Origin of the sequence: Xanthomonas sp. LMC-A-07 (assembly GCF_030208825.1) — a bacterium.
GTDB lineage: Bacteria > Pseudomonadota > Gammaproteobacteria > Xanthomonadales > Xanthomonadaceae > Xanthomonas > Xanthomonas campestris.
The window spans coordinates 15,008-40,481 of sequence record NZ_JARVTF010000016.1 but is presented as its reverse complement, the minus strand read 5'-3'; the positions used below and the strand labels follow the sequence as shown (position 1 = coordinate 40,481).

General features: G+C 66.2%; 21 protein-coding genes. 15 read left to right on the top strand and 6 right to left on the bottom strand.

The window, feature by feature from the left end; all coding sequences use genetic code 11:
* The first annotated feature begins 4 nt into the window (after positions 1-4).
* From QRM89_RS16915 to QRM89_RS16845, 15 genes are all read left to right on the top strand, one after another.
* Complete coding sequence (locus QRM89_RS16915) at positions 5-454, top strand: hypothetical protein (protein WP_114998628.1); 450 nt, start codon at positions 5-7, stop codon at positions 452-454.
* A gap of 189 nt (positions 455-643) precedes the next feature.
* Positions 644-1,195, top strand: coding sequence for a hypothetical protein (locus tag QRM89_RS16910; protein ID WP_114998630.1), 552 nt, complete (start codon positions 644-646; stop codon positions 1,193-1,195).
* 207 nt (positions 1,196-1,402) lie between these two features.
* Complete coding sequence (locus tag QRM89_RS16905) at positions 1,403-1,897, top strand: hypothetical protein (RefSeq protein WP_114998632.1); 495 nt, start codon at positions 1,403-1,405, stop codon at positions 1,895-1,897.
* 303 nt (positions 1,898-2,200) lie between these two features.
* Positions 2,201-2,509, top strand: coding sequence for a hypothetical protein (locus tag QRM89_RS16900; RefSeq protein ID WP_115577076.1), 309 nt, complete (start codon positions 2,201-2,203; stop codon positions 2,507-2,509).
* 26 nt (positions 2,510-2,535) lie between these two features.
* A complete protein-coding gene (locus QRM89_RS16895) occupies positions 2,536-2,709 on the top strand; it encodes a hypothetical protein (RefSeq protein WP_164496904.1) in 174 nt (57 codons plus the stop codon).
* A gap of 553 nt (positions 2,710-3,262) precedes the next feature.
* Entirely contained in the window at positions 3,263-5,200 is a 1,938-nt protein-coding gene (tssI, locus tag QRM89_RS16890; RefSeq protein ID WP_103701138.1) for a type VI secretion system tip protein TssI/VgrG, read from the top strand.
* A gap of 8 nt (positions 5,201-5,208) precedes the next feature.
* Positions 5,209-5,748, top strand: a complete 540-nt coding sequence (locus tag QRM89_RS16885; RefSeq protein ID WP_103701103.1) for a hypothetical protein — start codon at positions 5,209-5,211, stop codon at positions 5,746-5,748.
* Positions 5,745-7,145, top strand: coding sequence for a type VI secretion system-associated FHA domain protein TagH (gene tagH, locus QRM89_RS16880; protein ID WP_103701104.1), 1,401 nt, complete (start codon positions 5,745-5,747; stop codon positions 7,143-7,145). The genes QRM89_RS16885 and tagH overlap by 4 nt, the downstream gene beginning before the upstream one ends.
* Positions 7,142-8,479: a type VI secretion system baseplate subunit TssK gene (gene tssK / locus QRM89_RS16875; protein WP_103701105.1), complete on the top strand. Its 1,338-nt coding sequence runs from the start codon at positions 7,142-7,144 to the stop codon at positions 8,477-8,479. Before tagH ends, tssK begins: the two co-directional genes overlap by 4 nt.
* Before the next feature lies 1 nt (position 8,480).
* A complete protein-coding gene (gene icmH, locus QRM89_RS16870) occupies positions 8,481-9,800 on the top strand; it encodes a type IVB secretion system protein IcmH/DotU (protein WP_114998640.1) in 1,320 nt (439 codons plus the stop codon).
* A 3-nt stretch (positions 9,801-9,803) separates the two neighbouring features.
* Positions 9,804-13,271 carry a type VI secretion system membrane subunit TssM gene (gene tssM / locus QRM89_RS16865; protein ID WP_115004836.1) on the top strand — a complete coding sequence of 1,156 codons (3,468 nt, stop codon included), beginning with the start codon at positions 9,804-9,806 and terminating at the stop codon, positions 13,269-13,271.
* Positions 13,268-13,909, top strand: coding sequence for a type VI secretion system-associated protein TagF (tagF, locus tag QRM89_RS16860; protein ID WP_103701108.1), 642 nt, complete (start codon positions 13,268-13,270; stop codon positions 13,907-13,909). The genes tssM and tagF overlap by 4 nt, the downstream gene beginning before the upstream one ends.
* Positions 13,906-14,628 carry a PP2C family serine/threonine-protein phosphatase gene (locus QRM89_RS16855; RefSeq protein ID WP_114998646.1) on the top strand — a complete coding sequence of 241 codons (723 nt, stop codon included), beginning with the start codon at positions 13,906-13,908 and terminating at the stop codon, positions 14,626-14,628. Before tagF ends, QRM89_RS16855 begins: the two co-directional genes overlap by 4 nt.
* Positions 14,625-17,525, top strand: coding sequence for a bifunctional serine/threonine-protein kinase/formylglycine-generating enzyme family protein (locus QRM89_RS16850; RefSeq protein ID WP_103701110.1), 2,901 nt, complete (start codon positions 14,625-14,627; stop codon positions 17,523-17,525). Before QRM89_RS16855 ends, QRM89_RS16850 begins: the two co-directional genes overlap by 4 nt.
* The gene (locus tag QRM89_RS16845) at positions 17,522-17,848 is read left to right on the top strand and encodes a hypothetical protein (RefSeq protein ID WP_103701111.1); all 327 of its coding nucleotides are present in this window, start codon (positions 17,522-17,524) and stop codon (positions 17,846-17,848) included. The genes QRM89_RS16850 and QRM89_RS16845 overlap by 4 nt, the downstream gene beginning before the upstream one ends.
* A 28-nt stretch (positions 17,849-17,876) precedes the next feature.
* Here the strand turns inward: QRM89_RS16845 and tssA are convergent, their stop codons facing one another.
* From tssA to QRM89_RS16815, 6 genes are all read right to left on the bottom strand, one after another.
* The gene (gene tssA, locus QRM89_RS16840) at positions 17,877-18,911 is read right to left on the bottom strand and encodes a type VI secretion system protein TssA (protein WP_103701139.1); all 1,035 of its coding nucleotides are present in this window, start codon (positions 18,909-18,911) and stop codon (positions 17,877-17,879) included.
* Between the two features lie 8 nt (positions 18,912-18,919).
* Complete coding sequence (locus QRM89_RS16835) at positions 18,920-19,894, bottom strand: LysR family transcriptional regulator (RefSeq protein ID WP_114999182.1); 975 nt, start codon at positions 19,892-19,894, stop codon at positions 18,920-18,922.
* A gap of 113 nt (positions 19,895-20,007) precedes the next feature.
* Positions 20,008-22,479, bottom strand: a complete 2,472-nt coding sequence (locus tag QRM89_RS16830; RefSeq protein WP_115004841.1) for a two-component system VirA-like sensor kinase — start codon at positions 22,477-22,479, stop codon at positions 20,008-20,010.
* On the bottom strand, positions 22,476-23,387 hold the full coding sequence (locus QRM89_RS16825) for a cytochrome c peroxidase (RefSeq protein ID WP_228419645.1): 912 nt from the start codon (positions 23,385-23,387) through the stop codon (positions 22,476-22,478). The genes QRM89_RS16830 and QRM89_RS16825 overlap by 4 nt, the downstream gene beginning before the upstream one ends.
* A gap of 80 nt (positions 23,388-23,467) precedes the next feature.
* Positions 23,468-24,247, bottom strand: a complete 780-nt coding sequence (locus QRM89_RS16820) for a response regulator (RefSeq protein WP_103701115.1) — start codon at positions 24,245-24,247, stop codon at positions 23,468-23,470.
* A 404-nt stretch (positions 24,248-24,651) separates the two neighbouring features.
* Positions 24,652-25,473, bottom strand: coding sequence for an alpha/beta hydrolase (locus tag QRM89_RS16815; RefSeq protein ID WP_103701116.1), 822 nt, complete (start codon positions 25,471-25,473; stop codon positions 24,652-24,654).
* Between the last annotated feature and the right edge of the window lies 1 nt (position 25,474).

The following is a 25,474-nucleotide window of genomic DNA, read 5'->3' as shown; positions in this document are numbered from 1 at the left end:
AAACATGGTGGCCAAGGCGACGGTGTATCTGAATGGTATCGAGTACGGCAGCAGCGATGCCGCCATGGGTGGCGGGAGGCGTGGAGGGCGGGTCAACGATCTCACCGATCACGCCGAACGCAAAGCCTGGCGAGAGGCATGGCCAAAGATCTGTCGTGAAGTACGAGCGACCGTGGACGGAACGCGATTCGAGATCATCATCGAAGTCAACATGGCGATCTGCGCCGACTGCCAGAAGTGGATGATTGTTGAAGTTCGTCGCCATCTCGGCCAGTTGGGCCGAGCTTTTACCTTCCATGCCAAGGTGGGAAAGGAACAGCCGGTTGTCGTTGCGCGTGACACGGTTTGGAACGCTAAGGTCGGTCAATGCCGACTTTGGAAGGCCGATCGAAGCGATCTGCAGATGGGTCGTGTACGAAGGGACGAGGTGATCTATGAAAAGACGCGAGGATAGATGCGTCCTCATGTGATCGCCGGCCGTGCAGCAATTGCAGGAAAACTGCGATCCGAGCCAGTCCGCCGCCAGACCGCATCGCGCAGCGGCATCTGACGTGAAACGTCGGTTCGCGTCTAGTGAGAGTTGGCTGCAGAACGTGTGCTTTGACGCTTCTCCATCGCTGCATCAACAAGAACGGGATCCGAAATGCTCCATGCAAAGTACATCGCAGAAGAAACCGCAGCCCATGGTCGCGTGCTGGCCTTTCCGAACGTCAGTTCATGCGTGGCGGTGGTCGTCGTGTTGCCGGACGAACTCGTCGGCTGGCACGTCACGTTGAGTACGCTCGCGTCGGTCGACAGGAGCTTTGCCGCGCAGGGGGCCGCAAAGTTTCGCGACTATGCAAGTACGGCGACATCCAGCGACAGGCTGCTGATTGTGGGTCACGTCACCCACCATGACCCCGTGGCGCTGCGTAATTGGGTGCAGGCGCAGCTGGCTGTCGACCTGCCGACGCAGTCGTTCGATATCACCAGGCACCGCAAGGCGGAGTCGAATGTCGCGTACCACCTCTTCTTTGAGCATAACGGCCACGACATTCCGCAGATCACCTTCAAGAATTCGACGAAGGTGGGAGTAAGCAACCTCACCCGTGGCGAGAGCGGCGCGTCGAATGGAGGGCTGCCCGTTCACAACCGCAGTGCGGACTTCACGGTCAGTCGCTGGCACAGGCTGCGGCGCCATTTCGTCAACGTATGACCTACTGAGATAGCGAGACAAACGAACGCGCCAGCCGACATGCATCGCATCTTCCCGCCGCTGAGGGAGCGATACCGCAAGGCGCCATCCGACAAACTTGGGTCAGAGTGAACTTCCCTTAGCTCGGTGGACGATGTTCATTGATAGCCGCCAGGCAGGGCAATATCCCGCGACAAAGAACACATGCGCATATGAGAGGAGGCTTACATGTTGGAAAAGATCATCAAGGTTGGCGATGACGCCAGTTGGCTCCCCAGAGAGGAAGGGGGGCAAACAGGCAGCGGTGGCTTGATCGAGCTGACCACCCCCAGGGAGGTGGAATTCGCTGCGAAGTACCTTCCTTTCATCCCGAATGCCATCAGTGCAGTCAGTTCGGGAGGACTGGATGTGATCAGTTACAACTTTAGCGGCTGTTTGATGGCTGTCTACAATGCTCAGGACGGGCGGAGAATGGTTTGCCACGTGTCGACGGGCGACGGACAGGATTGCAGGAACGCCTGGAGCCAAATTAGGAGCACTTCGACGCACGTTTTTCAGTTTCGTCCATCCGAACACATCGAGACCAAGGGAAGTGCCTTGGCCGGGTGCTACGGACTGATCACAAACGATCTTCAGAGTCTGGCCATTACCGTGGTTGTAGGTCGCGACGGGAGGTCACGTTCCATCTCTGCGATTAAAAAGATGAGGCTCTGGCAGGATTGAAGCCCGTGTCGGGAGTGAGCAAGTCCGGGGCACGGCCAGCGCGGGGTGGAGTGGCGGGGTTTGAGTAACGAGGTCGGATGACTTCCGATTAGTCCCTGCGGGCTGCTCGGGTGTGTGGTCTGATTTTTTTGTTGGCGAATGAGAACGATGGGGTCGAAAGGAAACGAGCGATGACACGTACATCGTCACGTTCATGTGCGCCGTGACGGTGACGAAGCAGGGAGGCAGCTGTCTGATGGCGGCGCACCGCAGGCGTCCGTGCACAGATCTACGAGATGACGAAAACCAGCAACGACCCACGACATGACCAGCCTGGACATTTCACGCCCCACATTGCCTTTCACCTACACGCAGTGGATCCAGCAGACCTCGCGGGCGCTGCATCCGCGCAGTGCCGAGCTGCGTGCGCTGGAGTTGCTGGTCGACGCCTATGGCAGGACGCCGAGCGAAAGCAACCTGCGCTTGTTGAAGAATGCGTTCCGCCACTGGCGTGATGCGCAGGGCGAGGGCGATGCGTGGATCGACAGTTCGCGCAACGACAAGAAGATGCTGGCGTTCGTGGCGCTGAACGCGGCGCTGTTCAAGGATGGCGACAAAGACACAAGGATCTGATCACGCAGAGCCAGTACGACGCGGACATGGCGCAGATGGGACTGCTGAAGGACTTCAGCTCGCGCTACGTCGAGGAGTCCAGCTATGTGCTGAGCAGCGAGAACGGCCTTGTGGAGGAGTGGATCAAACCGGGGCTGCGCGCGGAAGGCAGCGGCTGGCGGCGGCACGTGCTGAATCCGATCGGGGCATTGCTCGGTTGATGCGCTGCACGATTCGACGAGTATTAGGGAGAACGGCATGGACAAGGCCGTGACAGGGGCGCACGGCCAAGCCGGCTTGCATTGGGTAGGCCATGTAGGCCATGAACGAGGTGGATTCCGGGGAGCCCCGTGGAGCAATGCTGCGATCGCGCGTGCAGGATCCTGCAAGGCGGGTGAGCGCATGACCTGCAGGATCCTCACCAGCTTCGCCATGGCCAACCATGGCTCGACCTTCATGCACTGGCTGCGTAGCGAGTTGATGAAGAGTCTTGGCTGTACGACATTGATGCGGTGTATGTCGATTCGATGGGGACTACATCCTGTCGAGCACGGACTATGGGCGGGTGCTCGCCCAGATCCAGCAACTGATCCGTTGAGAGGGCATGCCGGGCGTTGCGGAGATGCCATGGCGTGAGCGCGGTGACCTACTCCTCCCCGGTATGTGTGGCATCGCGATTATCGATTTCCCTGCACCCCGGCGCGGCCGGCAAAGTTATCGCATGGAATCGACCTCCGCACCTATGTGCCGCAAGACCACGCCGGGAGCCTGACCATGGCCCATGCCATCACCCTGCAGTCGCCGCTGGGCAAGACGCTACGCTTTGTGCGGATGAGAGCGCACGAGGAGCTGGGCCGGCCGTATGCGTTCGCGTTGCATGGCATCAGCCGCGATGTGGCGATCGACCTGCGTGCTCTGCTGGGCAAGCCGATGGCGGTCAAGCTCACCTCGCCGCAGGGCTATGTGCGGCACTACCACGGCACCGTGGCCGAGGCCGAGCAGACCGGGTTCGAGCAGATCGAGGGGCTGCGCTACGCCACCTATGCCTTCTCGCTGGTGCCCAAGCTGTGGTTGCTCGGGCAGTGCCGCGATTGCCGCATCTACAAGAACAAGAGCGTGCCTGATCTGGTGCGCACGTTGCTTTCAGAGGTCGGCTATACCGATGTCAAGTTGCGTCTGAGCGCGAGCTACCGGCCGCGCGAATACTGCGTGCAGTACCGGGAGAGTGCACTGGACTTCATCAGCCGGCTGATGGAGCAGGAGGGCATCTATTACTACTTCGAACACAGCGCCAGCACGCATACGCTGGTGCTGGCCGACAGCCTTGGCGCGCACGAGTCCTCGGCGCCGTTCGCACAAATCCCTTATTGCCCGCCCGGGCAAAAGGGTAGCCGGATGAAGGACGCGATCACCGATTGGTCGCTGGCGCGCAGCGCGCACAGCACGCGCGTGCGGCTGGACGACTACGACTACCTCAAGCCCAAGGCGTCGCTGCGGGTGGACGAGACCCCGGCCGAGTCCTCCGGACCGGCGCTGGGCGAGTTAGACGTTTTCGACTATCCCGGCGAGCATCTCGATGTCGCGGCCGGCCGACGTCACGCGCAGGTGCGTGCCGAGGCGCTCAACGTGGCGCAGGCACAGTATCAAGGCTGGACCGATGCCTGCGGTTTGCAGGTGGGCGCGTTGTTCAAGCTGCGCGACTTTCCGCTGGCCGAGCACAACCAGGAATACTTGGTGACCAGCGCGGACACCGAACTGGTCGAAGTGGACTATGTATCCGGTGGCGAGACGGTTGCCGAGCCGTTTGCGGCCACGTTCCGTGCGTTACGCAGCCGGCAGCCGTTCCGCACCCCGCAGACCACGCCGCGTCCGAGCATTGCCGGATTGCAGACCGCGGTCGTCGATGGCAACAAGGCCGAGGACATCGCGGTCGACCAATACGGCCGCGTCCAGGTGAATTTCTTCTGGAGCCCGCCGGGGACGCCAAACGCCGACTGCTCGTGCCCGGTGCGCGTTGCGCAGTCGTGGGCGGGCAAGCGTTGGGGCGCTCAGCACATTCCGCGCGTGGGCCAGGAAGTGGTAGTGAGCTTTCTGGAAGGCAATCCGGATCGCCCGCTGATCATCGGCAGCGTCTACAACGCCGACCAGATGCCGCCGTATGCGCTGCCCGAGCACCGCACCCGCAGCGGGGTGAAGAGCCGCAGCCTGCTGGGCGGGGCCGAGGACTACAACGAGATCCGTTTCGACGACAAGAAAGGCAATGAGGAGCTGCTGCTGCATGCGCAGCGCGATCTGCGCCACCAAGTGGAGAACGACCATTTCGTCAGCGTCGACGGCAACGAGACCGCCGAGGTCAAACGCGAGCGCACCCACGCCGTTGGCGGCAACGATCGCCTGGACGTGGGCAAGGCGCTGCGGATCGAAGCGGGCCGCGAGATCGAACTGGTCACCGGCGCGGCGCGCCTGCACTTGAAGGCCAGCGGCGAGATCGTGCTCAGCGGTACCCGCCTGACGCTCGACGGACGCGTCAGTGTCGGCATCCAGGGGGGAGTCAGTGTCGATGTCAGCGCGCTGGCCAGCTTGACCTTGCGCGCCAACGCTTCGGTGCTGGTGCAGTCCAACGCCGTGACCACCGCGCGCGCCAACGCGGGGCTGCTGTTGCAGTCGTCCGGTCCGGCCGTGCTCAAGGGCTCGCCGCCCATCATCGCTTGAGGTCCGCCATGTTGCAGATTCTTCCCGCCGCGCGGCAGATGCGGCTCTCTCCCTCCGCACATGCCGCGCTGGCACCGGACATGGCGCCGGAGACCGCCGTGCGCGAATTGCTGGCGCGCGGGCTCGCCCAGGACGCGTTGCCGCTCGCCTTGCGCTTGTTGCCCAGGCCGTATGCGGTGGCGTGGTTATGCCAGTGCATGCGCGCGCAAGCGCTCAGCGGGCACGACAGCGAAGGTTTGCGGCTGGCACAGGCGTGGGTGCAGCAGCCGGGTGCGGCTCAGCGCGAACGCGCGCGTGCGTTCGCTGCCGATGACGACTACCAGTCGGTCGGTGCCTGGCTGGCCGCGGCGGCGGCTTGGAGCGATGGCAGCTTGAGCGACGAGCAGGGGCCGCCAGTGGCTGAGCACCTGACCGCTGCGGCGGCAGTCGCCGCATTGCTGCATCTGGCCGGACGAGAGCCTGCAACCTTCGATGCGCAGCTGGCGCACTGGAGCGAAGATGCGGCGCGCCTGTTGTCCGGACTGCGTGTGCGCGAGCGTGCGCCATGAGCACGTCCTCGCCGCGGCTCATGTTGACGGTGCGGGATGCGCAGGCGGTGCCGGGCAGTACGTTGCCGCAAGCGAGTTTCGCAACAGACGGTGGGCGCATCGGCCGAGATGCCTCGTGCGATTGGGTGCTCGACGGCGATGGCGTCTCGCGCCTGCATGCCAGCGTGCGCCATCTCGACGGCGTGTACTTCATTGAAGACCACAGCACCAACGGTGTGCTGCACAACGGCGTGCCGTTACGCGCCGGATTCCCGGTGCCGCTGCATCCCGGTGATGTTCTGCGCATCGATGCCTTCGAAATCGACGTAGCAGTGTCCGACACTGGTGTCACGGATGTTCCGGCTGCCACGCAGACCTGGAATGCTGCGGAACCGTGGGCGCTGCCGGCACCGCCACCACAGCCACACGCCACGCAGTCGCCCATGCAGCGCGATGTCTTCGCCGAACTTGGCGCGTCGCACAGGCCGGCCGCCGATATGGATCCACTGGCGTTGTTCGCCACCTCGTTCACCCTGGCCGGCAGCGACGGCGATGCCGCAGGGTTCGGGCTGGGGCATGCGCCAGCCACCGCCGGTGCCTACCGCGCGCCGGAGGCAGTGCCGGGCGACCGGGCAGTGGTATTGCCCGAGCACTGGGACCTGACACGCAGCGAGTTCGTGCCGCCGCAGATTACAGATGCAACGCCAGACACGCAGGCGGCCATGCAGCCCGCAGCATCCGCGCCGTTATCCGCGCCAGCCTGCATCGCCGAACTTCCGCAACCGCAACCGCAAACAGCGACGCCCGCGCCGGTCTTAAGCCCCCTCACGACCCCAGAGGCGGCCTCCGTTGCGGTCACGTCCACTGCGCAGCCGGCAGTCGCACAGCCGCAAGGGACGCCTGAACTGCCTGCGCTGTTCGCCGCGATGACCGCCGGCTTGATGGACGTGTTGCGCGCGCGTGCGGAGTTGAAAAACAGCCTGCGCCTGCCGGTGACGCTGATCCAGCGCACCGAGAACAACCCGCTCAAATTCGCCGCCACCGTGGACGAGGCGGTGACACGCCTGCTATCGCCAGCCGATGCGGGCTACCTGTCGGGCGCGGCCGCAATCGATGACGCCATGGAAGACATCGGTCGGCATCAGCTGGCCTTGCTGGCCGGCATGCGCGCGGCGTTCGAGCACGTCTTCGCCCAGTTCGACCCGGCGCGCTTCGAGGCGGATGCGGCCGGTCATTCCATGCTGGCGGCCTGGGGCAATCGGCCCTGGCGACGCTATGCGCACTACTACAGCGGGCTGCTCAGCGACCCGGACGAGCGCTTCCGCCGCTTGTTCGGCGAGGAGTTCGCACACGCCTACGAGCAACAGATGGCGCGCACCAAGACGCAAGCCCATCCCCCACACGGCAATCGGACATGACTCCCTACAACAAGGTGATCTGGAGCGAGGGCCTGTTCCTGCGTCCGCAGCACCTGCAACAACAAGAGCGCTATTTCGAGCGTTACCTGCAACTGCATGCCGACGCGCGGCGTCCGCATGCGTGGGGCTTCAGCCTGCTGGAGCTGGAGCCGGAATTGCTGTCCATCGGCAAGCTCGGCATCCGGCGTGCACAGGGCTGCTTTCCCGATGGCACGCCGTTTTCCATTCCCGACCGCGATCCCGCACCCCCGCCGCTGGAGGTTCCAAGTACCTGCCGCGACCAGGTGGTGAGCCTGGCGCTGCCGCTGCGCGCAACCGCTCAGCCGGACAGCGCGTGGCCGGATGGCGACGGCAGCCGGCTGGCCCGCTATCGGGTGGGCGAAGCAGAGGTTGGTGATGCCTCCGGCAGCATCGCCGGCACGGTGCTGCTGGAAGTGGGCGTGTTGGCCAGCCGTCTACGTCTGCAGTCTGAGCCGAGCGAGGGCCTTGTGGAGGTGCCGATGGCGCGCATCGTCGAGTGCCGCGCCGATCGACGGGTGACGCTTGATGATGCCTTCATTCCGACGGCGAGTCGCATCGAAGGTGCCGCGCGGCTGTCCACGCTATTGGCCGAGTTGCTCGGGCTGTTGCATCAGCGCGGCCAGGCGCTGGCCGAACGCGTTGCCGGTAGCGACCGCGGGGGCGTGGCGGAAATCGCCGACGTGCTGATGCTTCAGGTCATCAACCGCTACCAGCCGTTGGTGGCGCACTGGGCCAGTGCGCCGCTGGAGCACCCCGAAGCGCTGTACTGCGTGTTGCTGTCGATGGCCGGCGAGCTGGCCACCTTCACCCGTGCCAGCAAACGCAGCGGGCCATTTCCGCCTTACGCACACGATGCACTGCAGGCGAGCTTCGAACCGGTGGTGCTGTCTTTGCGCGAAAGCCTGAGTGCGGTGCTCGAACAGTCGGCCATTGCAGTGCCGCTGCAACAACGCAAGTACGGCGTGTGGGTGGGCATGGTGCCCGACCCGGGCCTGCTGGACTCGGCTGCCTTCGTGCTGGCGGTCAAGGCTGACCTGCGTGCAGAGGACCTGCGCAAGCGGCTGCCCACCGAGTCGAAGATCGGCCCGGTGGAGAAGATCCGCGACCTGGTGAACCTGCAACTGCCCGGCGTGCCAGTGACCGCGCTGGCGATGGCACCGCGGCAGGTGCCGTACCACGCCGGCTGCGCCTACTTCGAACTCGATCGGCAGTCGTCGCTATGGAAGACGCTGCGCACCTCCGGTGGCGTGGCCTTGCATTTCGGCAGCGGTTTTCCTGGCCTGGAACTCGAACTTTGGGCGGTGAGGAACTGAGATGAGCAAGACGATCGGCCACCATGACGACGATGCCACCGTGGTGCGCAGTGCAGCGCCTGCGCCGCGCCACCCCGTAGCCACGCCACCACCACGTCCGGCGGCGCCGCGCAAAGCGCAAGTGCCCGACCTGGATGCCGCCATGCGCACAGCACCAGGCGCCATGCAGGGCAACACGGTGGTGCGCGCGGCCACGCCGCTGCTGTTGCTGGCGGTGCAGTTGCGGCACTCCACGCATGCGCCGGAGATCGCCACTCTGCGCGAAACCTGCAGCACCCGTTTGCAGCGCTTCCAGCAAGAGTTGCGCCAACAGGGCACCGATGAGAAGGCAAGCATCGCCGCACGCTACGTGCTGTGTACGCTGCTGGACGAAGCGGTCCTGGCCTCGCCGTGGGGCGAGGGCAGCGGCTGGTCGCAACGCACCTTATTGGTCAGCTTTCATGGCGAAACCTATGGCGGTGCCAAGGTCTTCGACGTGCTGGACCGGTTGGCGCGCGACCCCGCACGGCATCTGGACTTGCTGGAGTTGCTGTATCTGGCGCTGGCGCTTGGCTTTGGCGGCCGTTATCGGGTGGAGCAAGGCGGGCGCGCGCGCCTGGCCGATCGCCAGACCGAGCTGTTCCAACTGATCCAACGCCAGCGTCTGCCGGTGCCCGACGCGTTGTCGCCGAATTGGCAGGGCGCGCAGGCGCCGCTATTGCAGAACACGGCAGCGATGCCGCTCTGGATTGCCGCACTGGCCTCGCTGTGCATCGTGCTGTTGGCCTTCGTGTGGTTGCACGCGCGGCTCAATGCGCTCAGCGCGCCGATCAGCGCGCAGCTGGCACGCGTGGGGCTCGAGCGTGTGGCGTTACCGGTTCCGGCAGCCGCCGCACAGACAGCTGCGCCGGCGCTGGCGCCGCTGCTGGCGGCCGACCAACGCGCCGGGCTGCTGACAGTCGCCACCGATGGCGACGGCCGCACCACCGTGCGTGTGGCCAGCGAAGCCATGTTCCCCAGCGGAAGTGCGGACCTGGATGTCGACCAGACCCGGCTGCTCGGACGGGTTGCTGCCGCACTGGAGCAGGTGCCGGGGCGGGTGGTGGTGGTCGGGCATACCGACGATCAGCCGGTGCGCTCGTTGCGCTTCAAGGACAACTTCGCGTTGTCCGCGCGTCGCGCCGAAAGCGTTGGCGCGGTGCTGGCGGCAGGCCTGCGCGATCCGCGCCGCGTCCAGACCAGTGGTGCGGGCGATTCGCAACCCATCGCGCTACCGCCGCAGCTGCCCCGCAACCGTGCGCGCAATCGGCGCGTCGAGATCCTGTTGATTCCCGAGACCTGACCCATGCGCTTTGTTCTTGACCTCCTGCGCGCCCGATACACCGCCGACGCTGCTGTCCTTGGTTTGTTGGCCGTGCTTGTCTGGGTCGGCGGGCCTTACCTCAGCGTCGGCCGCTGGCAGCCGCTGGACAGCGTGGCCGGGCGCCTGCTCGCTGTTGCCATCTTGCTGCTCGCATGGTCGGCATGGCGCTACGTGCGCTGGCGTCGCGACAGCGCCAAGCAGCAGCGCATGGCCGGCGAGTTGGTGGGGCAGGCCGCAAGCGTCGATGACGCCAACGGCAGCGATAGCGATAGCCGCGCGCGTGCCGCACAAGAACAGGTGCGCCTGCGCGCGCGCTTCGCCGAGGCCATGGCGGTGCTACGCCGCCGCCGCCGCCGCAACGGTCCCGGCTTGCATGTGCTGCCCTGGTATTTGCTGATCGGCGCACCCGGTTCCGGCAAGAGCACCTTGCTGCAGTCCTCGGGCCTGGAGTTCCCACTCAAGGAACATGGCAACCACGCCGCGCTGGAAGGCGTCGGCGGCACGCGCAATTGCGACTGGTGGTTCGCCGACCAGGCGGTGTTCCTCGATAGCGCCGGGCGCTACACCACCCAGGGTTCTGACGCGGTTGCCGATGCCGGTGCCTGGCATGGCTTCCTGGAGTTGCTGCGTCGGCATCGCCGGCAGCCGTTGAACGGCGTCATCGTGACCGTGAGCGTCGCCGAGCTGTTGGAGTACGACGGCCATGCCGGTACGCCGCAGGCACGTGCAGTGCGGCATCGCCTGGACGAACTGGTCGACAAGCTGCGCGCGCGCGTGCCGGTGTATCTGGTGGTGACCAAATGCGATCTGGTGTCTGGGTTTGCCGAGTTCTTCGCCGACCTGGATGCGGCCGGCCGCGCGCAGGTGTGGGGCATGTCGTTCCCGCAGGCGCACGATGCCAGCGAAACCGATCCGCTGACGCTGTTTCCCGGCGAACTCGAACGCTTGATGGAGCGGATCGATCGGCGCGTGCTGGAGCGCCTGCAGCGGGCGCGCGATGCGCGCGAGCGTGCGGCCGTGCTGTCCTTCCCGCAGCAGCTGCGCCTGCTGCATCCCGCACTGATGGACTTCGTGCAGACCGCGTTCGGTCGCCATGGCTATGCCGGCCAGCCGTGGCTGCGCGGTGTGTATCTGAGCTCGGGCACTCAGCAGGGCCACCCGGTCGATCGCGTCATCTCGGCAGTGGCGCGCCATTTCGGCATCACTGCTGCCGGGCTGCCCCCCGCCGTCAGTGCGCCGCGGAGCTATTTCCTGCCGCGCCTGCTCAACGAGGTGGTCTTCGCCGAGGCTGGCCTGGCGAGCAGCCAGCCAGGCAGCGCGCAGCGCCGCCGGCTGCTGCAACTCGCCTGCTGGGCCGCGTTGACCGCCACCACACTGGGCGTGCTGTCCGGCATGGCCGGCAGCTACACCCATAACGTGCGCCTGATCGGCGAGGTGCGCGATGCGCTGGAGGCCTATCCCACTGGCCCATTGCCCGCCGACGCCGGCGAGGCCGCCTTCTATGCCAAGGCGTTGCAACGCTTCGATGCACTGGCGCAGGCGCGCGATGTGGCACTGCCGCCAGGCGTGTCGATCCCGTGGTCGCGGCGCTTCGGGTTGCATCAGGGCACGGCATTGGCGCGCGGCGTGCACGAAGCCTATCTACGCGACCTCAACGGAGCCTTGCTGCCCGCATTGGCGCAGTCGCTGCGACGCAAACTGGCGCAATCCAGCAACGATCCGCAGCGCCTGTATCCGTTATTGAAGGGCTACCTGATGCTGGGCGAACCCGCGCGCCGCGATGCGATGCATCTCGCGACGCTGGCAGGCACGGTCTGGCGCCAGATATTTCCCGACGATGCATCGGTGCGCGCCGGCTTGAACCGGCATCTGCGTGCCTTGCTGGGGCCGCTCGACGGTGCGCGTGCACTGCCTCTGGATCGGCAGCAGATCGAACAGACGCGGGCAAGCCTGCGCACCGCCGAATTGCCGACATTGGTCTACGGCGGCCTCAGGCTGACGCAACCTGGGGTGGATCCGGCACAAGCGCCGCGGCTGGACCGCCGCCTGGGTCTGCTCGGCGATGTCTTCGAACGACGCAGCGGGTTGCCGTTGTCCTCGCCGTTGCCTGCGCTGTTCACCCGCCAGGCGTTTCAGGCGCAGACCGGCGGCGGCATCGCACGGGGCGTGGAGCAGTTCCTTGCCGACGATTGGGTGCTGGGCACGGCGCGGCTGGACCCGCTGGCGCGTTCGCGATTGGTGCGCGACGTGCTGGCCTTGTACCAACGCGATTACATCGCCGCCTGGGACGGTTTGCTGGCCGATCTCGTGCTGCGGCCGGTGACGCAGACCGGGCAGGCGAGTGCGGTGGCGGCCAAACTGGGCGGGCCCGCATCGCCGCTGAAGGCGCTGCTGGTGCTGGTACGCGAGCACACCCATGCATTGGGGCGCACACCGCCTGCCAAGCCGGCGCCTGGCACCAATGCTGCCGCAGAAAGTTCCGTCGTTGCCGAACCCGACGCGGCGGCCGAGCCGATCGAACGCCATTTCGAACCGCTCAATCGCCTGCTCGATGGCGGCCCGGGCGCCAGCGCGCTGGATGAGACGCTGAGCGCGCTGACGCAGATGAGCCGCACGCTGCTGGGCGCCGCGGCTGGCGTTGCCGCCGATCAGAACGACCCGGCACTGCTGATCGCCGCGCAACAGGCCGAACAGCTGCCGCCGCCGCTGGGGAACTGGATGGCAGCCTTGTCCGGACGTGGCCGGGAATTGACCGCCAGCAGTGTCGGCGAGGCATTGCGCAACGCGCAACGGCAAGCAGCCGGACGCGAGTGCGCGCTGCTGGTGAGCGGGCGCTTTCCGTTCGTGCCGGGCAGCAACAACGAGATCCCGTTGCGGGATTTCGCCGAGCTGTTCGGGCCGGGGGGGCGCATGGATCGGTTTGCGCAGCAGGCCTTGCTCGGCAAGATCGATAGCAGCGGGAGTCGCTGGCAATGGAATGCTGGCATGGCGGCGGTTGGCGCCGACGACGTGCTGACCCGCGCGCAATTGGCCGACGAGATCAAGCAAGCGTTCTTCGCTGGCGGCGGCGCGCAGCCGCAGGTCGCGTTCACTGTCTCCATCCCGCCGCAAGCGGCGATCAGCAGGCTGCAATTGGACGTAGATGGGCAAACCTTGGAGATGCGCGACGGCGCACGCGCCACGCAGTCGATGACCTGGCCCGGCGCGCGTCCGGGCCTGGTGCGGATTGCGGCCTGGGATGCCAGCGGCCAAGCACTGCCGGTGATCGAATACCGCGGTGCCTGGGCCTGGTTCCGGGCGCTGCAGGCCGGGCGCCTGCGCCGCAGCGGCGATCTGGACTACACCGCCAACCTCGCGCTGGGGAATGCCGCGTTACAGGTCGACGTGCAGCCGGCCAGTCTGCGGCATCCCTTCGCGGCGTCGGCCGTGCAGCGGTTCAGCTGCCTATGAGCGCCATGTCACCCCGGCCGGGCTTCTACGGCAAGCTGCCTGCTGTCGGCGATTTCGTACATCGACGCTTGCCGGAGACCTTTGTCGACCCTTGGCACGCGGCGATGCAGGGCTTGCTGCACGCAACCGGGGCAGGGACTGCAACGCGTGCGCGCCAGGCACCGGTGTGGCGCTTCGTGCTGATGCCCGGCCTCGCGGGCACGACCGCATGGGCCGGGGTGATGCGGGCCAGCGTCGATCGCGTCGGCCGTGGCTTTCCGTTGGTCATCGCCGCACCGCTGCCCCCAGGCGCTGCCGCTGGCACGACCGTTACTGCCGCACTGCCAGCTTGCGTGCATCTACCCGACTGGATGGGCGCTGCCGAGACGGTGCTGCACACCATCGGTGCAGCACCGCAACAGGATGGCGCCTGGCTGGATCGTGCCTGCGCGGCGTTTGCACCGCACGGGCATGAGCGCGCTGCGTTGCCGTTTGCAGGCGCGGGCATCGCCGGCAGCAGCCTGTGGTGGACGGGCATGGCCGGCGCGTTGCCAGGCGCCTGGATGCGTCTCGCCGGCTGGCCCGAGGGCTGCCACGCGCCAGCGCTGCTGGGTCACGCGCGCGTGTCGGATGGATGCGTTGTAGAGGAATTGCAATGAGCCAGGGTTACGTCTCCGCTGGTCGTACTGAACAAGGCAACGTCAGGCGCCAGAACGAAGACGCGATCCTGGTGCGCGACGATCTTGGCCTGTGGGCAGTGGCCGACGGATTGGGTGGCCACAGCGCAGGCGATGTCGCCAGCCGTCTGGTCGTGGAGGCATTGGGAACGCTGCGGCGCGACGGCGACCTGGCCAGCTTCGTCGATGCCATCGATGCCCAGTTGAGCCAGGTCAACCAGCACCTGCGTGCGCTGGCGCGCGCACGGCGCGTGGACGTGATCGCAAGCACCGTGGTGGTGCTGGTGCACGACAAGGAGATGCTGATGTGCGGCTGGGTGGGCGACAGCCGCGCCTATGCGTTCGAACAAGGCAGGTTGCAGCTGCTCACCCGCGACCACGTCGCCGGCGACAAGGACGAATCAACGCGGGTCGGCGGATCGCAGCCGGCCGGCGGTGCGCTCACCCGCGCGATCGGCGCCGACGATGCGCTGTATGTGGACTGGATGGTCTGCGCGCGTCGGCCCGGCCAGCACTATCTGCTGTGTTCGGACGGGATCAACAAGGAACTCAGCGACGAGGAGATCGCCGTGCACTGCCGGCGCGAGCGCCAGCCGTCCGCGCTGCTGGCACGCCTGTTCGACACGGCGCTTGACCGTGCCGGGCGCGACAACATTTCGGCCGTGGCCTTGCGCCTGGCCCCACGGAACACACTGCCATGAACACCCGCGACGACGACACTGCCGGCCGCGCGCCGCCGGACGACGACCATACCCGCGTGCAGCCCGCCCGCAACCCGACCGAGACGCCGCCACGGCCTGCTGCCAGCGACGATGACGCCACCCGGCTCGCGCCGCTCATCCGGCAGCGCGCCGCGCATGCGTCCGACGACGCTGCGACCCGGGTCAACCTGCCCCCGCACGCCGACGACAGCGCCGGCGCGTCAAGCTGGCGGCGCGTGGCGCAATTACAGGGTGATGCCCAGGTGCGCGTGGGCATGCTGCTCAAGGCGCGCTTCTTGCTGGTACGCGAAATTGGCCGTGGCGGCATGGGCGTGGTGTACCTGGCGCGCGACGAGCGCAAGGTGGAGGCGCGCGACCGCAATCCCTACATCGCAGTGAAAGTGCTCAACGACGACTTTCGCCGCCACCCGGATTCGCTGATCGCATTGCAGCGCGAATCGCGCCGCGCGCAGAGCCTGGCGCACGACCATATCGTGCGGGTGTACGACTTCGACAAAGACGGCGCCATCGTGTTCATGACGATGGAGTACATCGAGGGCGACGACCTGCGCGGGCTGATCCGCAGCCGCTTGGGCGAAGGCACGCCGTTGGTCGAAGCCTGGCCGCTGATCGATGGCATGGGGCGCGCACTGCAACGTGCGCACGCGGCCGGCATCGTGCATTCGGACTTCAAGCCGGGCAACGTCATGGTCGGGGCAGGGCACGTCGCCAAGGTATTCGACTTCGGCATCGCACGCGCCGCGAAACTGGCGGGCGCCGAGGCAGGCGAAGACCACACGGTGTTCGATGCGGCGACGCTGGGCGCACTGACCCCGGCCTACGCCAGCCTGGAGATGCTGCGCGGCGGGGAGCCTGCGTTTGCCGACGACGTGTACGCCTTCGGCTGCGTGGTCTACGAGCTGCTGTCGGGGCGCCATCCTTTTGCAAAGCAGTCGGCAACGCAGGCGCAGGCGCAGCAGCTTCGTGTGGCGCCGCTGCCGACGCTGAGCCGCCGGCAGAACCGCGGCTTGCGCAGCAGCCTGGCGTTCGAGGCCGGCGCACGCCCGGCGATGGTCAGCTTGTTGGAGCAACTGCGGCCGCGCAGTCGTGGCGAGCGCTTGTTGCCGTACCTACTGGCCGGCGGCCTGTTGCTCGCCGGCGCTGCCGGCATGGCGGCATGGATGCACGTGCATGCGCAGCAGCAAAAGGTGGCCGGGGTGCTTGAGCGTTTCTTGCCGCAGGCACCTAACCGGTTCGTGCACGAGGCCCACGCACGGGCCGCGTTGTGGGCGCTTGGCGAAGATGATCGCCGTCGGTTGATCCTCGACCGTAGCAGCACGATCGAGACATTTCTGCTGGCGCGCATGGAGCACTACTGGCAGCCCGCACGCGGCCGGGAAGACTACGTGGGCGCACAGCGCATCCTGCTCTTGCGTGATCAGTGGAAGCTGTTCTCGCCACGCCTGGATGCGCGTCGCAGCGCCATGGAGCAGGAGCGCGATCGGCTGCTCAATGGCCTGGATACCGCATTGACCGGCGCAATCGCCGCCGGGGCCCTGTTCGAGGATCAGCCGGGCAACGTAGTGGCCTTGCTCGAACGCGTGCGTCGCCTGGCGCCGGACAGCGGCCTGCTGCGTCATGCCGAACTGGAGCTGCGCTACCGGCACGGATGCGCCGATGCGCTCAGCGCCGGCGGCATCGATGAAGCACGTCGCTGGCTTGCCACCGGGCGCCGCGTTTTCCCGCACTCCACCGTGCTGCAGGAGTGCGCGCGTGCGATCGATGCCGACAGCATCACGGCCTCTGCTGTGCCGTCGACTCCGCCGCCGTCGGCGGTGGACGATGCGCAGGCACAACGCGCCGCACAGATCGCCGCGCGGATCGAGTCGGTCCGCGCGGCGGCCGCGGCCAACGACGTGGACAAGGTGAAGCAGCAGCTTGCCCGAATCGCCGAAGCCAACCCCGCGCATCCCTTCCTGCGCAACGAAGGCGCAGAGCGGCTGACCGACGCCTACCTGGGGCTTGCGCGCGCGCTCTGCCGGGAAGGTCGCTGGAAGGACGCCAGCGTGCTCGTCGGGCGCGGGCTGGGCGAGCAGGACGCACCACGCCTCCGGCACGCCTTGGACCGATACCAGCTGGCGATGGAGCTGGAACAGCTCGGAACCACGCCGCCTACGCCGCCCGCGTTGCAGCGCCTGCGCGAGCGCAAGGCGGCGTTGCAGGCGCAGGACGCCGAAGGCTTCCGGGCATTCCAGAGCGATGTCGCCAAGGCCGGGCGGCAACGCCCGTCACCCGCCGCGGCAATGTTGCCGAAGCTGGAACCGACAGTAGCTGCACCGCCACCTGCAACGGCCCCGCAGGACCCGTGCCGCGCCGTTGCTCCGTCTGGCGGCGCGGCGACCTGCAGCGACGTCCTGGGCAAGCATGGCCGTGGCCCGGAGCTGGTCGTGCTGCCAAAACCTGGACGTGCACTGGCGATGATGCGGCGGGAGATCAGCGTGGCGGACTTTGCGCTGTTCTGCGCCGACACCCGGCGTTGCAGCGTGTCGCGCTGGACACGCAGGTCGGCCGCCGTCGACGACGTGCGCTTGGCGCTGATCGGCGATTACGCGGCCTGGTTGAGCAGCGTCAGCGGACAGACCTACCGATTGCCGCGCGATACCGAGTGGCTACGTGCGGCCCGCGCCGGGCAGGACAGTTGCAGCGCGACGGTCTCCAACAGTTGGGGGTTGCTCGAGATGGTTGGCGGTGTTGCCGAATGGGTGCAGGACGGGCACAGAGTGGCGGTACGCGGTGGTGCGCGCAGTGCCGGTGCCTGTACGTCGGCAGGCGCGGTAAGCGCAAGCGATGCGGCGTCACGCGGGATCGGCGCACGGCTGGTGAGGGAAGTGCAGTGAGCAACTGGGAAACCTGGGCCAATCTGGTCCTGCAGGATTTGAATGCGGCACACGCCGCGCGACGCCTGGATCCTGCCGAATATCGCAGGCGACGGCTGCACTTGCTGCAGTTGATCGCGCGCGCGACCGGTGCGCCAACCACGCGGCGGCAACGCGTTGCAACGCCGAGCACGTTGCCGGTGCCCATCGTGACGGTGCGACGCGATCGTCAGCCGCACCGGGACCGGCATGCCGCATTGCGCTCGTGGGCGTTGGGCTTATGGGCCGCGGCCATGTTGGTCGGCGCGGCCTGGCTGTCCTGGCAGACCATGTCCGCCGGGTGATGCCGGCCGCGCAGACCGGCCCGTGGAGCTAGTCGGCGTGATCCTGGCCCGACACCACCTGGAGTTCGTCGATGCCCCTGGGCGCCAGATCGCGCATCAGCGCAGCAAAATCCAGGCCGACCAACCGCTGCGCCCGCCGCAGCAACAACGGTATCGGGCTGGAGGGCTCGCGCCGTGCGTAGTACTCGCAGAGCTGATCGAGCATGCGCCGAACATCGTCCGGATGTTCCAACGCATGCGCCCGCGGCGCAGACGCACTGGCACGGTCGCTGTCCGCGTTCGTTGCTGCATCGGCTTGGTCGGACGGCAGCGCGCCCGTACGCTCGGCAACGTAAGGCCGCAGGAATGCACGCAACTCGCTCAGGTCGTGTATCAGCGGCGCAAGCTCCGGGCCGTACCCTGGAGTGCGTTCGGCGAACACGTGGGCGATTGCGCCGATGTCGGTCTGCGCAGAGTCCAGCGCGGCATCCACGCCGAGCAACGCGTCCAGCGGGCAGTCGCGCAGGCAGGCATCGATGGCGGCCGGCTCCGGTGTGTCGGCAACCTCGTCCACACCGCGCTTGAGCGTGCCTTGCGAAATGCGCAGCTCGCGCAGCGAGAAGTGCCCCGGGTGCATGCCCTTGAACAGGCGCACAGTGCGCAACTGCACAAGCGTCTGCTCGCCTTCGCCCAGCGCGGCGATGGCGTTGATGCGTTCGGTGGGGTCGTTGTCTTCGTCGGTCTCCAGGCGTGGATGGATGTCGTCCCAGAATCGCTCCAGCAGCTGCCGGAGCAGGCCGACACCATCGGCCCAGCCCACCAGGCCGTCCTGATGCAGGCGCGCACTGCTGAGCAGGACGCCCAGCCGCAGGTCCTTGGAGCGCAGCAATAATTGCTCGGCACTTTCCGCAACCTGGCGCCATTCGGGTGCCTCGGGCACCAGGATGCCGGCGCCCAACGCGCGTTCCTTGCGCGGGCGGGCGAGCTCTTCAAGGGCCTGGAACTCCGGCGTGTATTCCAGGTTCGGGCCGGACGGCGCCTGGTCGTCGATTGGCTGCAACAGCTGTTCGATCCCGGTCTGCATGGCGCGGCTCACGAGGCCGACAGCACAAGGCCGACACGCGCAATCGCGTGTCCGCACGCGGTCGGTGTCGCCTGTGTCTGTGCAGCCACCAGTTCGAGCACGCGCTCGCGCAACCACCGATGCGCACCATGGCCATCGCTGCGCCGATGCCAGGCCATGGCCAGCGCCATGTCCGGCAGCGGGAAGGGCAGTTCGAAACAATCCAAGGGTGCATGCCCGCTTTCTGCTGCCAGGGTGGTCGGCACCGTGGCAACCATGTCGGTGCCCAGCACGATGTCGCGTGCCGTCGCGCACTGCGCGACGGTCACCGCGATCTGCCGTGTCTGGCCCAGATGCCGGAGTTGCGCGTCGATGGCGGCATTGCACGCCTGTGCGTGCGCCACCTGCACGTGCGCCAGGCGACTGTAGCTTTCCACGCTCAGCGGTGCGGTCCCACGCGGATGGCCGCGACGCTGTACCAACACGTAGCGTTCGTCGCGCAGGCGGCGCAATCGTAGTGCGCCGGGAACGGCCTGCGCATGGTCGATCAGCAGATCGACGTCGCCACTTTCGAAGGCGTCCAGCATCGCGTCCGCGCTCACCTGCACAAATTCCAGGCGGACCTTGGGGTTGCCGTTGGCCTGGATCAGACCCGCCAGACCCGCGCCTAGCGTGCTGATCGCATCGGCGGTGCCGGCGATGCGGAAGTTCGCCGAGGAATGCGCCGGATCGAACGCGCTGTCCTTGCCGAGCAGGCTTAATTTGCCGATCGCTTCGCGTAGCGGCGAAGCAAGTTGATCCGCACGCGGCGTGGCCACCATGCCGCGGCCAGTGTCCGATGGCATCAACAAGGGATCCTTGAACAGCACGCGGAGTCGTGCAAGTTGCGAGGACAGCGCCGGCTGGCTCATGTGCAATCGCTGCGCCGCATGGGTGACGTTCTTCAGCTCGAGCAGTGCATCGAGGGACACCAGAAGAGGCAAGTCGCTTGGTCGGATATTCATGTCGTGCATCGCTCGTAGTGGAATGCAGGCGGGCTACTGCGCCTGGGCATCGGCTACGCTAGGCAGCCGGCGCTACGTTCCGGTGTCGATCTGCGCCGGTTGTGTTTCATTTGTCATCTAACGGCGAGGTCTTCATCCAGCGTTGCAGTTGCAGGAGTGGTTGCGTGCACGAGTGCACGCTGCAGTGCGATGGCGAGCGCTGCCAGATCGAACGGAGGCGCGATAATCTCGGCGATGGCGTCGCTCAATCCCTGGCGCGCAGACAGGCTGGCGGCACGCGTGGCAAGGATCACTGGCAGGCTCGGCGCAGCGGCGTGCAGCGCGCCGATGGCCAGTTCCGCATCGCCGGTCCGGTCGCGCTTGACCAGCAGTCCATCGAACCGCAGCGGATCGGCAGCCGCGGTTGCGACGGCAGCATGCATGTCCAGCAGGCCGACCGGTTCGTGCCCCAGTGCGGCCAGCATTTCCTCCAGACGATCGAGGTCGGCTGCATCGTCGCACAACAGCAACCAGCTTGCATGGCGCGGTTGCATCGCCGGCAGGGCCGTGCCCTGCGGCACGAGATCGCTGCTCGCACACAGCGGCATCTCAACCACGAAGATGGTGCCGACGCCCAGCGTGCTCTCGAGCTCGATCCGCCCGTGGTGGTTGTCGATGATCTTGCGGACCGTTGCCAATCCAAGTCCGGTGCCGCCATTGCGGGTGGTGAAGAACAGATCGAAGATGCGATCCAGCTGATCGGAGGGAATGCCGATGCCGTGGTCGCCGACACGCAGCCGCGCGATGCGGCGGGGCGTGCCATCGGCCGCTGTTGCCTTGGCGGCAGACAGCTGGATCGTGACCGTCCCGCGCATGTCCATGGCCTGCGCGGCGTTATTGGCCAGATTCAAGATCACCTGCTGCAGCTGCGCTGGATTGCCCAACGCATGCAGCGGCTCGTGGTCCTGTTGCACGTCGATCGCTACTGTCGACGGCAACGAGACCGATAGCAACGAGACCGCTCCCTGCAACAAGGCGTTCAGTTCAACCGGCTGCACGTTGTAGTTCTGCACGCGGCCAAAACTGAGAATGGATTCGATGAGCTCGTACGCATGGGCGGTGGTGTGACTGATCTCGCGCAGATGCTCCGATGCTGGCGACTGCGCGTCCAGCTTGGCCAGTGCCATCTCCGCGTTGCCGCGGATCGCACCGACGATGTTGTTGAAGTTGTGCGAGATGCCGCTGGCCATTGCGCCGATGGTCTCCATCCGCCGGGCCAGCTCCAGGCGTTGCTCCAGCGCTTGCGCTTCGCCTTCCAGACGGCGCCGCTCGAGTGCATCGAACAGCGTATCGAGCACGATATGCAGCTGCGGCAGATGCGCGGCGAGCCTGTTGAGACGTCGCTGTCGACGGCGCGGCGTGTTGGGCAGGCGGAAACACAGCAGCGCAACCGACCCGCCCTCCGCACGTTGCCGCAGGGACAGCCACTGCACGTTGCCCACGCGCGCGCAGGCGCTATCGTCCACCGTGGTCACGGTGCCGTCGGCATTTTCCACGACTACATCGCTGGCGGTACCAGGCTGGGCCAACGCGAAGCGAATCGCCGCGCTCCGGAAGACGTCGTCGTCCGGGCAAGGCCAGATCCGCACGCTGCCGTCTGCGGGCACCACACTGAGCCTGACGCCTGGCAATTGCATCCATGTTGAAAGCCGCGCCAGACCGGTTTCGATGCCCATATCCAGGCGGCGGCCATCGCTGGCGACCAGACGCCGGGAAATCGAAACCATCAGGCGGTCGAGCTCCGCGCGTCGCCGTTGCGCTCGCACACGCCGCCGCAGCAACACCCCAAGGTGGAGCAACGCCACCAGCATGACGATGGCCAGTGCCAGCAACAACATGCGCACTTGACGCGCGGTTGCTTGCATGGCGGTGTGTTGCGCTTGCAGATACTGTTTTGCGTGCACGTACGATGGCAGCGAAGCGATCGGACGCATGCGCTCGATCGTTGCATCTGTCTCGGGCAAGAGCTGCAGCAGCATCCGGCCATGCGGAAGCAGCGCTGCGTTCGCATTGCGCCGCGACGCAGCGTCCAGTTGCCGGCGTGCCTGCGCGATCGCATCTCCTGTGGTATCCAGGCTCAGCCGATAGACCGCGCTTGCCAACACGCTGGCAGCACGTGCGGCGGCCGCATCGCGGTCCTGCAGAATCTGGGCGCTGCTCGTGCTCCAGAAATATGCCAGGGAGTTGGAGAGCAGTGAGTTCTGCGATTTGAACACCTCCAGCTCTACCGATTTGGCCATGTAATCGGTTTGTAGCGCCACGATGGCCTGGGCTAACGGCTGATCGCCGCTGCCTAGCTGCTGCAATTGCTGCAGCGTCGCGCGGGCGCGCGCGTCTCCGCTGACCAGCGAGTCGTAGTTTCGCAGCAGGCCGATCCGCGCCTTCAGCACATCGTTGTCGACGTTGGTGTCGGCCAGCTCCAACGCGTCCAGCGCATCGAGCGCGCGGCCGTAGCGATGCGTGTCGCGATCGAGCGAGCCCATGAACAGGCTGAAAAAGATCAGCCCGCCCAGCGGGGCGATGCTGAGCAATGCCGCCAGCCTCACGGAGCAGGTGCCTTCACCGGTCGGCCCTGGTAGCGACCGGTGAGCGTGTGCAGAAATGCGCCGATATCCTGTGTGTCTGCCGGGCTCAGCGTCACCCCTAATTGCGCCCTGCCCATGGCCTTGATCGCCTGGGGCAGGGTGGCCGCACTACCGTCGTGGAAGTACGGCGCAGTGGTGGCGACATTGCGCAGACTCGGCACGCGCAAGGTGGGTGTGCCATGCCGCGCAGCAGGGGAAAAGATGCCGCTGCGTTGAAATAGATTTCCGCCCACATTGACGCCCTGATGGCAGGAAATGCAGCCGATTGCCTTGAAGGTGCGATAGCCACGCAATTCCTGCGCCGTCAGCGCACTGCCTTTGCCTTGCAACCACAGATCGAAGCGACTGCCGGGTGTGACCAGCGAACGCTCGAAGCTGGCGATCGCATCAAGCAGGGCAGCGCGATCAGGCGGCCTGCCGTACGCCTCGCGAAAGCCTTGGTTGGTGACAGGGTCTTGCCGCAGACGCTCCACGACGGTGGCGATGTCGGCCTGCATGACACTTTGGCTTTCGAGCAGGGATGCGGTTTGCGCTTCGAGGCTACGGATATTTCCCCGCCAACCCAGGCGAAAATTGGCCGCTGCGTTGAACACGGTTGGCGTATTGAAGGCCGCAGGCGCGCGTCCCGGTAGCCAGGTCATTGCATCGGCGGCCGCACCATTGCTGGCCATGCCATGGCACGAGGTGCAGGCAACGCGGTTGTCGCCCGACAGGCGGCGATCGTCGAACAGTCGCGCCCCCAGCGCGACCCTGCTTGCATCCAGGCCTGATGGCGGCTGGATGGCGCTGATCGGCTCGCTACCGTGCACTGCCAGGGGCGCACTGAGGCTGGAAATACAGCTGAAGGGGGTCGCCAGCAACACGACCATGGCAAAGGCGATCTTCGTCAAGCGCGCAGGTGAGACCCGCTCGCGGCGACGCCGCAGGCCATCAAGACCCCGCAGCTGAATCATGATGCATGGTCCACGGACGGGGTAAAGATGTAACCGGCGCCGCGCTGGGTCACGATCAGCTTCGGATCGCTGGGGTCCTGTTCGAGCTTGCGACGCAGGCGCAGGATCTGCACATCGATACTGCGATCGAACACATCCTCGTGCAGGCGCGTCGCACGCATCAGATGATCTCTGCTCAAGGGCCGCCCGGGTGCCTCCACGAATGCCCGCAGCAACGCATATTCGCCTTTTGTCAGAGGCACGGCCGGCGTGCCGGAGCGTTCGACCGTGCGTGCCTGCAGGTTGAACTCCCACTCGTTAAAGCGGACACAGCCTTCGCCGGCCCCACGCGCAGCGGCCACCTTGGAGGCGGTATGGCGGCGCAGGACGGCGCGTATCCGGGCGGTCAATTCATGCAACCCGAAAGGCTTTGGTAGATAGTCGTCGGCGCCCAATTCGAGCCCGACCACACGATCGATCTCGTCGCGGCGATGGCCGGTCATGATGATCACCGGGATGTCGGACTCTTTGCGCAATGCGCGCAGCAGGTCCAGACCGTCCTCATGCTTGAGCATCAGGTCCAGCAGCAGGATGTCTGGCTCGCGGCGCCGCAGGGACTCGGCGAGTTCGCTGCTGTTGGTGGCAATAAACGCTTCCATGCCATGCGAGCGGATATGGCCCACGACGACCTGCGCCATGGCGTGATCGTCGTCCACCACAAGTACTTTTGCTGCCCGGCCAGGACGCGGCGCGCGCTCGTCGGGCGTGGGAGTCACACTGGAATGAAGCTTGATCATCGAATATGGATCCGGGTATGGCATCGGTGTCGGACGTCCCCCAACTGTCGACTGCGTGGGATGACCGATTCGACCGGGGGGAGGGCCACCGCATCCATGCTCGGCTTACAACACAATGCCGTCGCATAGACGGCATCTTCCTGAATGATGCTAGGCGGAGGAGGCGATCTCTTCGCGACGCCACACGTGCCATGGCCGCAATGATCCAAACGGTCGGCACGAAAGTTTCGCATCTTGTCATGAGGCGCCGGGCCCATGCAGAGAACAACGTCGCGCTTGTCTCTCTTCACCAGGCCGAGCACGCATCGCTGGTCCGCGACTTGCCCTTGCTGCTGGGTTCGCTTCAGGCAGTTGCTCGCCGTCGCCGCCACCGCGGCGACGGCGCCGAACGCCGAGCCGCATCCTCAGCCTGCTTTCGCCTTCGCTGTTGACTTGGATTTCATCTTCGAGGCTGCACTGCGCGCAGCGCGGTCGATCACGTCGGACACGGTCTGGGACTGCGTGATGAACAGCGCGTGGCTTCCCGGCACCGTGGTGATGTCCGCGCCGATACGCTTGGCCATGTGCAACAGCATGGCCTGATCGAAGGCCTTGTCTTCGGTGGCGATCACGGCCCAGCTCGGCTTGGTCGTCCAGGCTGCGTGTTGCAGGCGTTCGCCGAATGCGGACATCTTGATCGGCACCTGGGAGGCAGCCATGAATGCCGCATCGGCACCGCCGACATCGTTGGCGAAGCCGGCCTTGAAGTTAGCCTGACGCACGAAGCCGAAGCCGTCGGGGCGAGTGTCGATAACGAACTCAGGCGTGGGAGCGAAACCCTCGTACAGCTGCGCGGTGGTCTCGCCGGCACCGGGCGCGAGCGCAGAAACATAGACCAGGCCGACCACCTTGTCGTGTACGCCGGCCTCGCTGATCACCGTGCCGCCCCAGGAATGCCCGACCAACACCGTCGGCCCGTCCTGCTGATCGAGTGCGCGACGGGTGGCGGCGACGTCGTCGGCAAGCGAGGTGAGTGGATTTTGCACGATGGTGACGTGGTAGCCGCGCTTGACCAGGCGGTCGTAGACGTTTCGCCAGCCGGAACCGTCGGCGAAGGCGCCATGCACCAGCACGACATTGCGCGCAGCATCGGCCGGCAACCCGGCAGTGGGGGCGGCGCCGTGGGCAACACTCATGGTGGCAACCGCCATGGTGGCGGTCAGCAGTAACGGGAACGGGAAGTGCATG

What these genes read in the sequence shown, in the direction of transcription:
- QRM89_RS16915 (WP_114998628.1), top strand. Translation starts at nt 5, where the DNA reads ATGGTGGCCAAGGCGACGGTGTATCTGAATGGTATCGAGTACGGCAGC.
- QRM89_RS16910 (WP_114998630.1), top strand. Translation starts at nt 644, where the DNA reads ATGCTCCATGCAAAGTACATCGCAGAAGAAACCGCAGCCCATGGTCGC.
- QRM89_RS16905 (WP_114998632.1), top strand. Translation starts at nt 1,403, where the DNA reads ATGTTGGAAAAGATCATCAAGGTTGGCGATGACGCCAGTTGGCTCCCC.
- QRM89_RS16900 (WP_115577076.1), top strand. Translation starts at nt 2,201, where the DNA reads ATGACCAGCCTGGACATTTCACGCCCCACATTGCCTTTCACCTACACG.
- QRM89_RS16895 (WP_164496904.1), top strand. Translation starts at nt 2,536, where the DNA reads ATGGCGCAGATGGGACTGCTGAAGGACTTCAGCTCGCGCTACGTCGAG.
- tssI (WP_103701138.1), top strand. Translation starts at nt 3,263, where the DNA reads ATGGCCCATGCCATCACCCTGCAGTCGCCGCTGGGCAAGACGCTACGC.
- QRM89_RS16885 (WP_103701103.1), top strand. Translation starts at nt 5,209, where the DNA reads ATGTTGCAGATTCTTCCCGCCGCGCGGCAGATGCGGCTCTCTCCCTCC.
- tagH (WP_103701104.1), top strand. Translation starts at nt 5,745, where the DNA reads ATGAGCACGTCCTCGCCGCGGCTCATGTTGACGGTGCGGGATGCGCAG.
- tssK (WP_103701105.1), top strand. Translation starts at nt 7,142, where the DNA reads ATGACTCCCTACAACAAGGTGATCTGGAGCGAGGGCCTGTTCCTGCGT.
- icmH (WP_114998640.1), top strand. Translation starts at nt 8,481, where the DNA reads ATGAGCAAGACGATCGGCCACCATGACGACGATGCCACCGTGGTGCGC.
- tssM (WP_115004836.1), top strand. Translation starts at nt 9,804, where the DNA reads ATGCGCTTTGTTCTTGACCTCCTGCGCGCCCGATACACCGCCGACGCT.
- tagF (WP_103701108.1), top strand. Translation starts at nt 13,268, where the DNA reads ATGAGCGCCATGTCACCCCGGCCGGGCTTCTACGGCAAGCTGCCTGCT.
- QRM89_RS16855 (WP_114998646.1), top strand. Translation starts at nt 13,906, where the DNA reads ATGAGCCAGGGTTACGTCTCCGCTGGTCGTACTGAACAAGGCAACGTC.
- QRM89_RS16850 (WP_103701110.1), top strand. Translation starts at nt 14,625, where the DNA reads ATGAACACCCGCGACGACGACACTGCCGGCCGCGCGCCGCCGGACGAC.
- tssA (WP_103701139.1), bottom strand. Translation starts at nt 18,911, where the DNA reads ATGCAGACCGGGATCGAACAGCTGTTGCAGCCAATCGACGACCAGGCG.
- QRM89_RS16835 (WP_114999182.1), bottom strand. Translation starts at nt 19,894, where the DNA reads ATGAATATCCGACCAAGCGACTTGCCTCTTCTGGTGTCCCTCGATGCA.
- QRM89_RS16825 (WP_228419645.1), bottom strand. Translation starts at nt 23,387, where the DNA reads ATGGTCGTGTTGCTGGCGACCCCCTTCAGCTGTATTTCCAGCCTCAGT.
- QRM89_RS16820 (WP_103701115.1), bottom strand. Translation starts at nt 24,247, where the DNA reads ATGATCAAGCTTCATTCCAGTGTGACTCCCACGCCCGACGAGCGCGCG.
- QRM89_RS16815 (WP_103701116.1), bottom strand. Translation starts at nt 25,473, where the DNA reads ATGCACTTCCCGTTCCCGTTACTGCTGACCGCCACCATGGCGGTTGCC.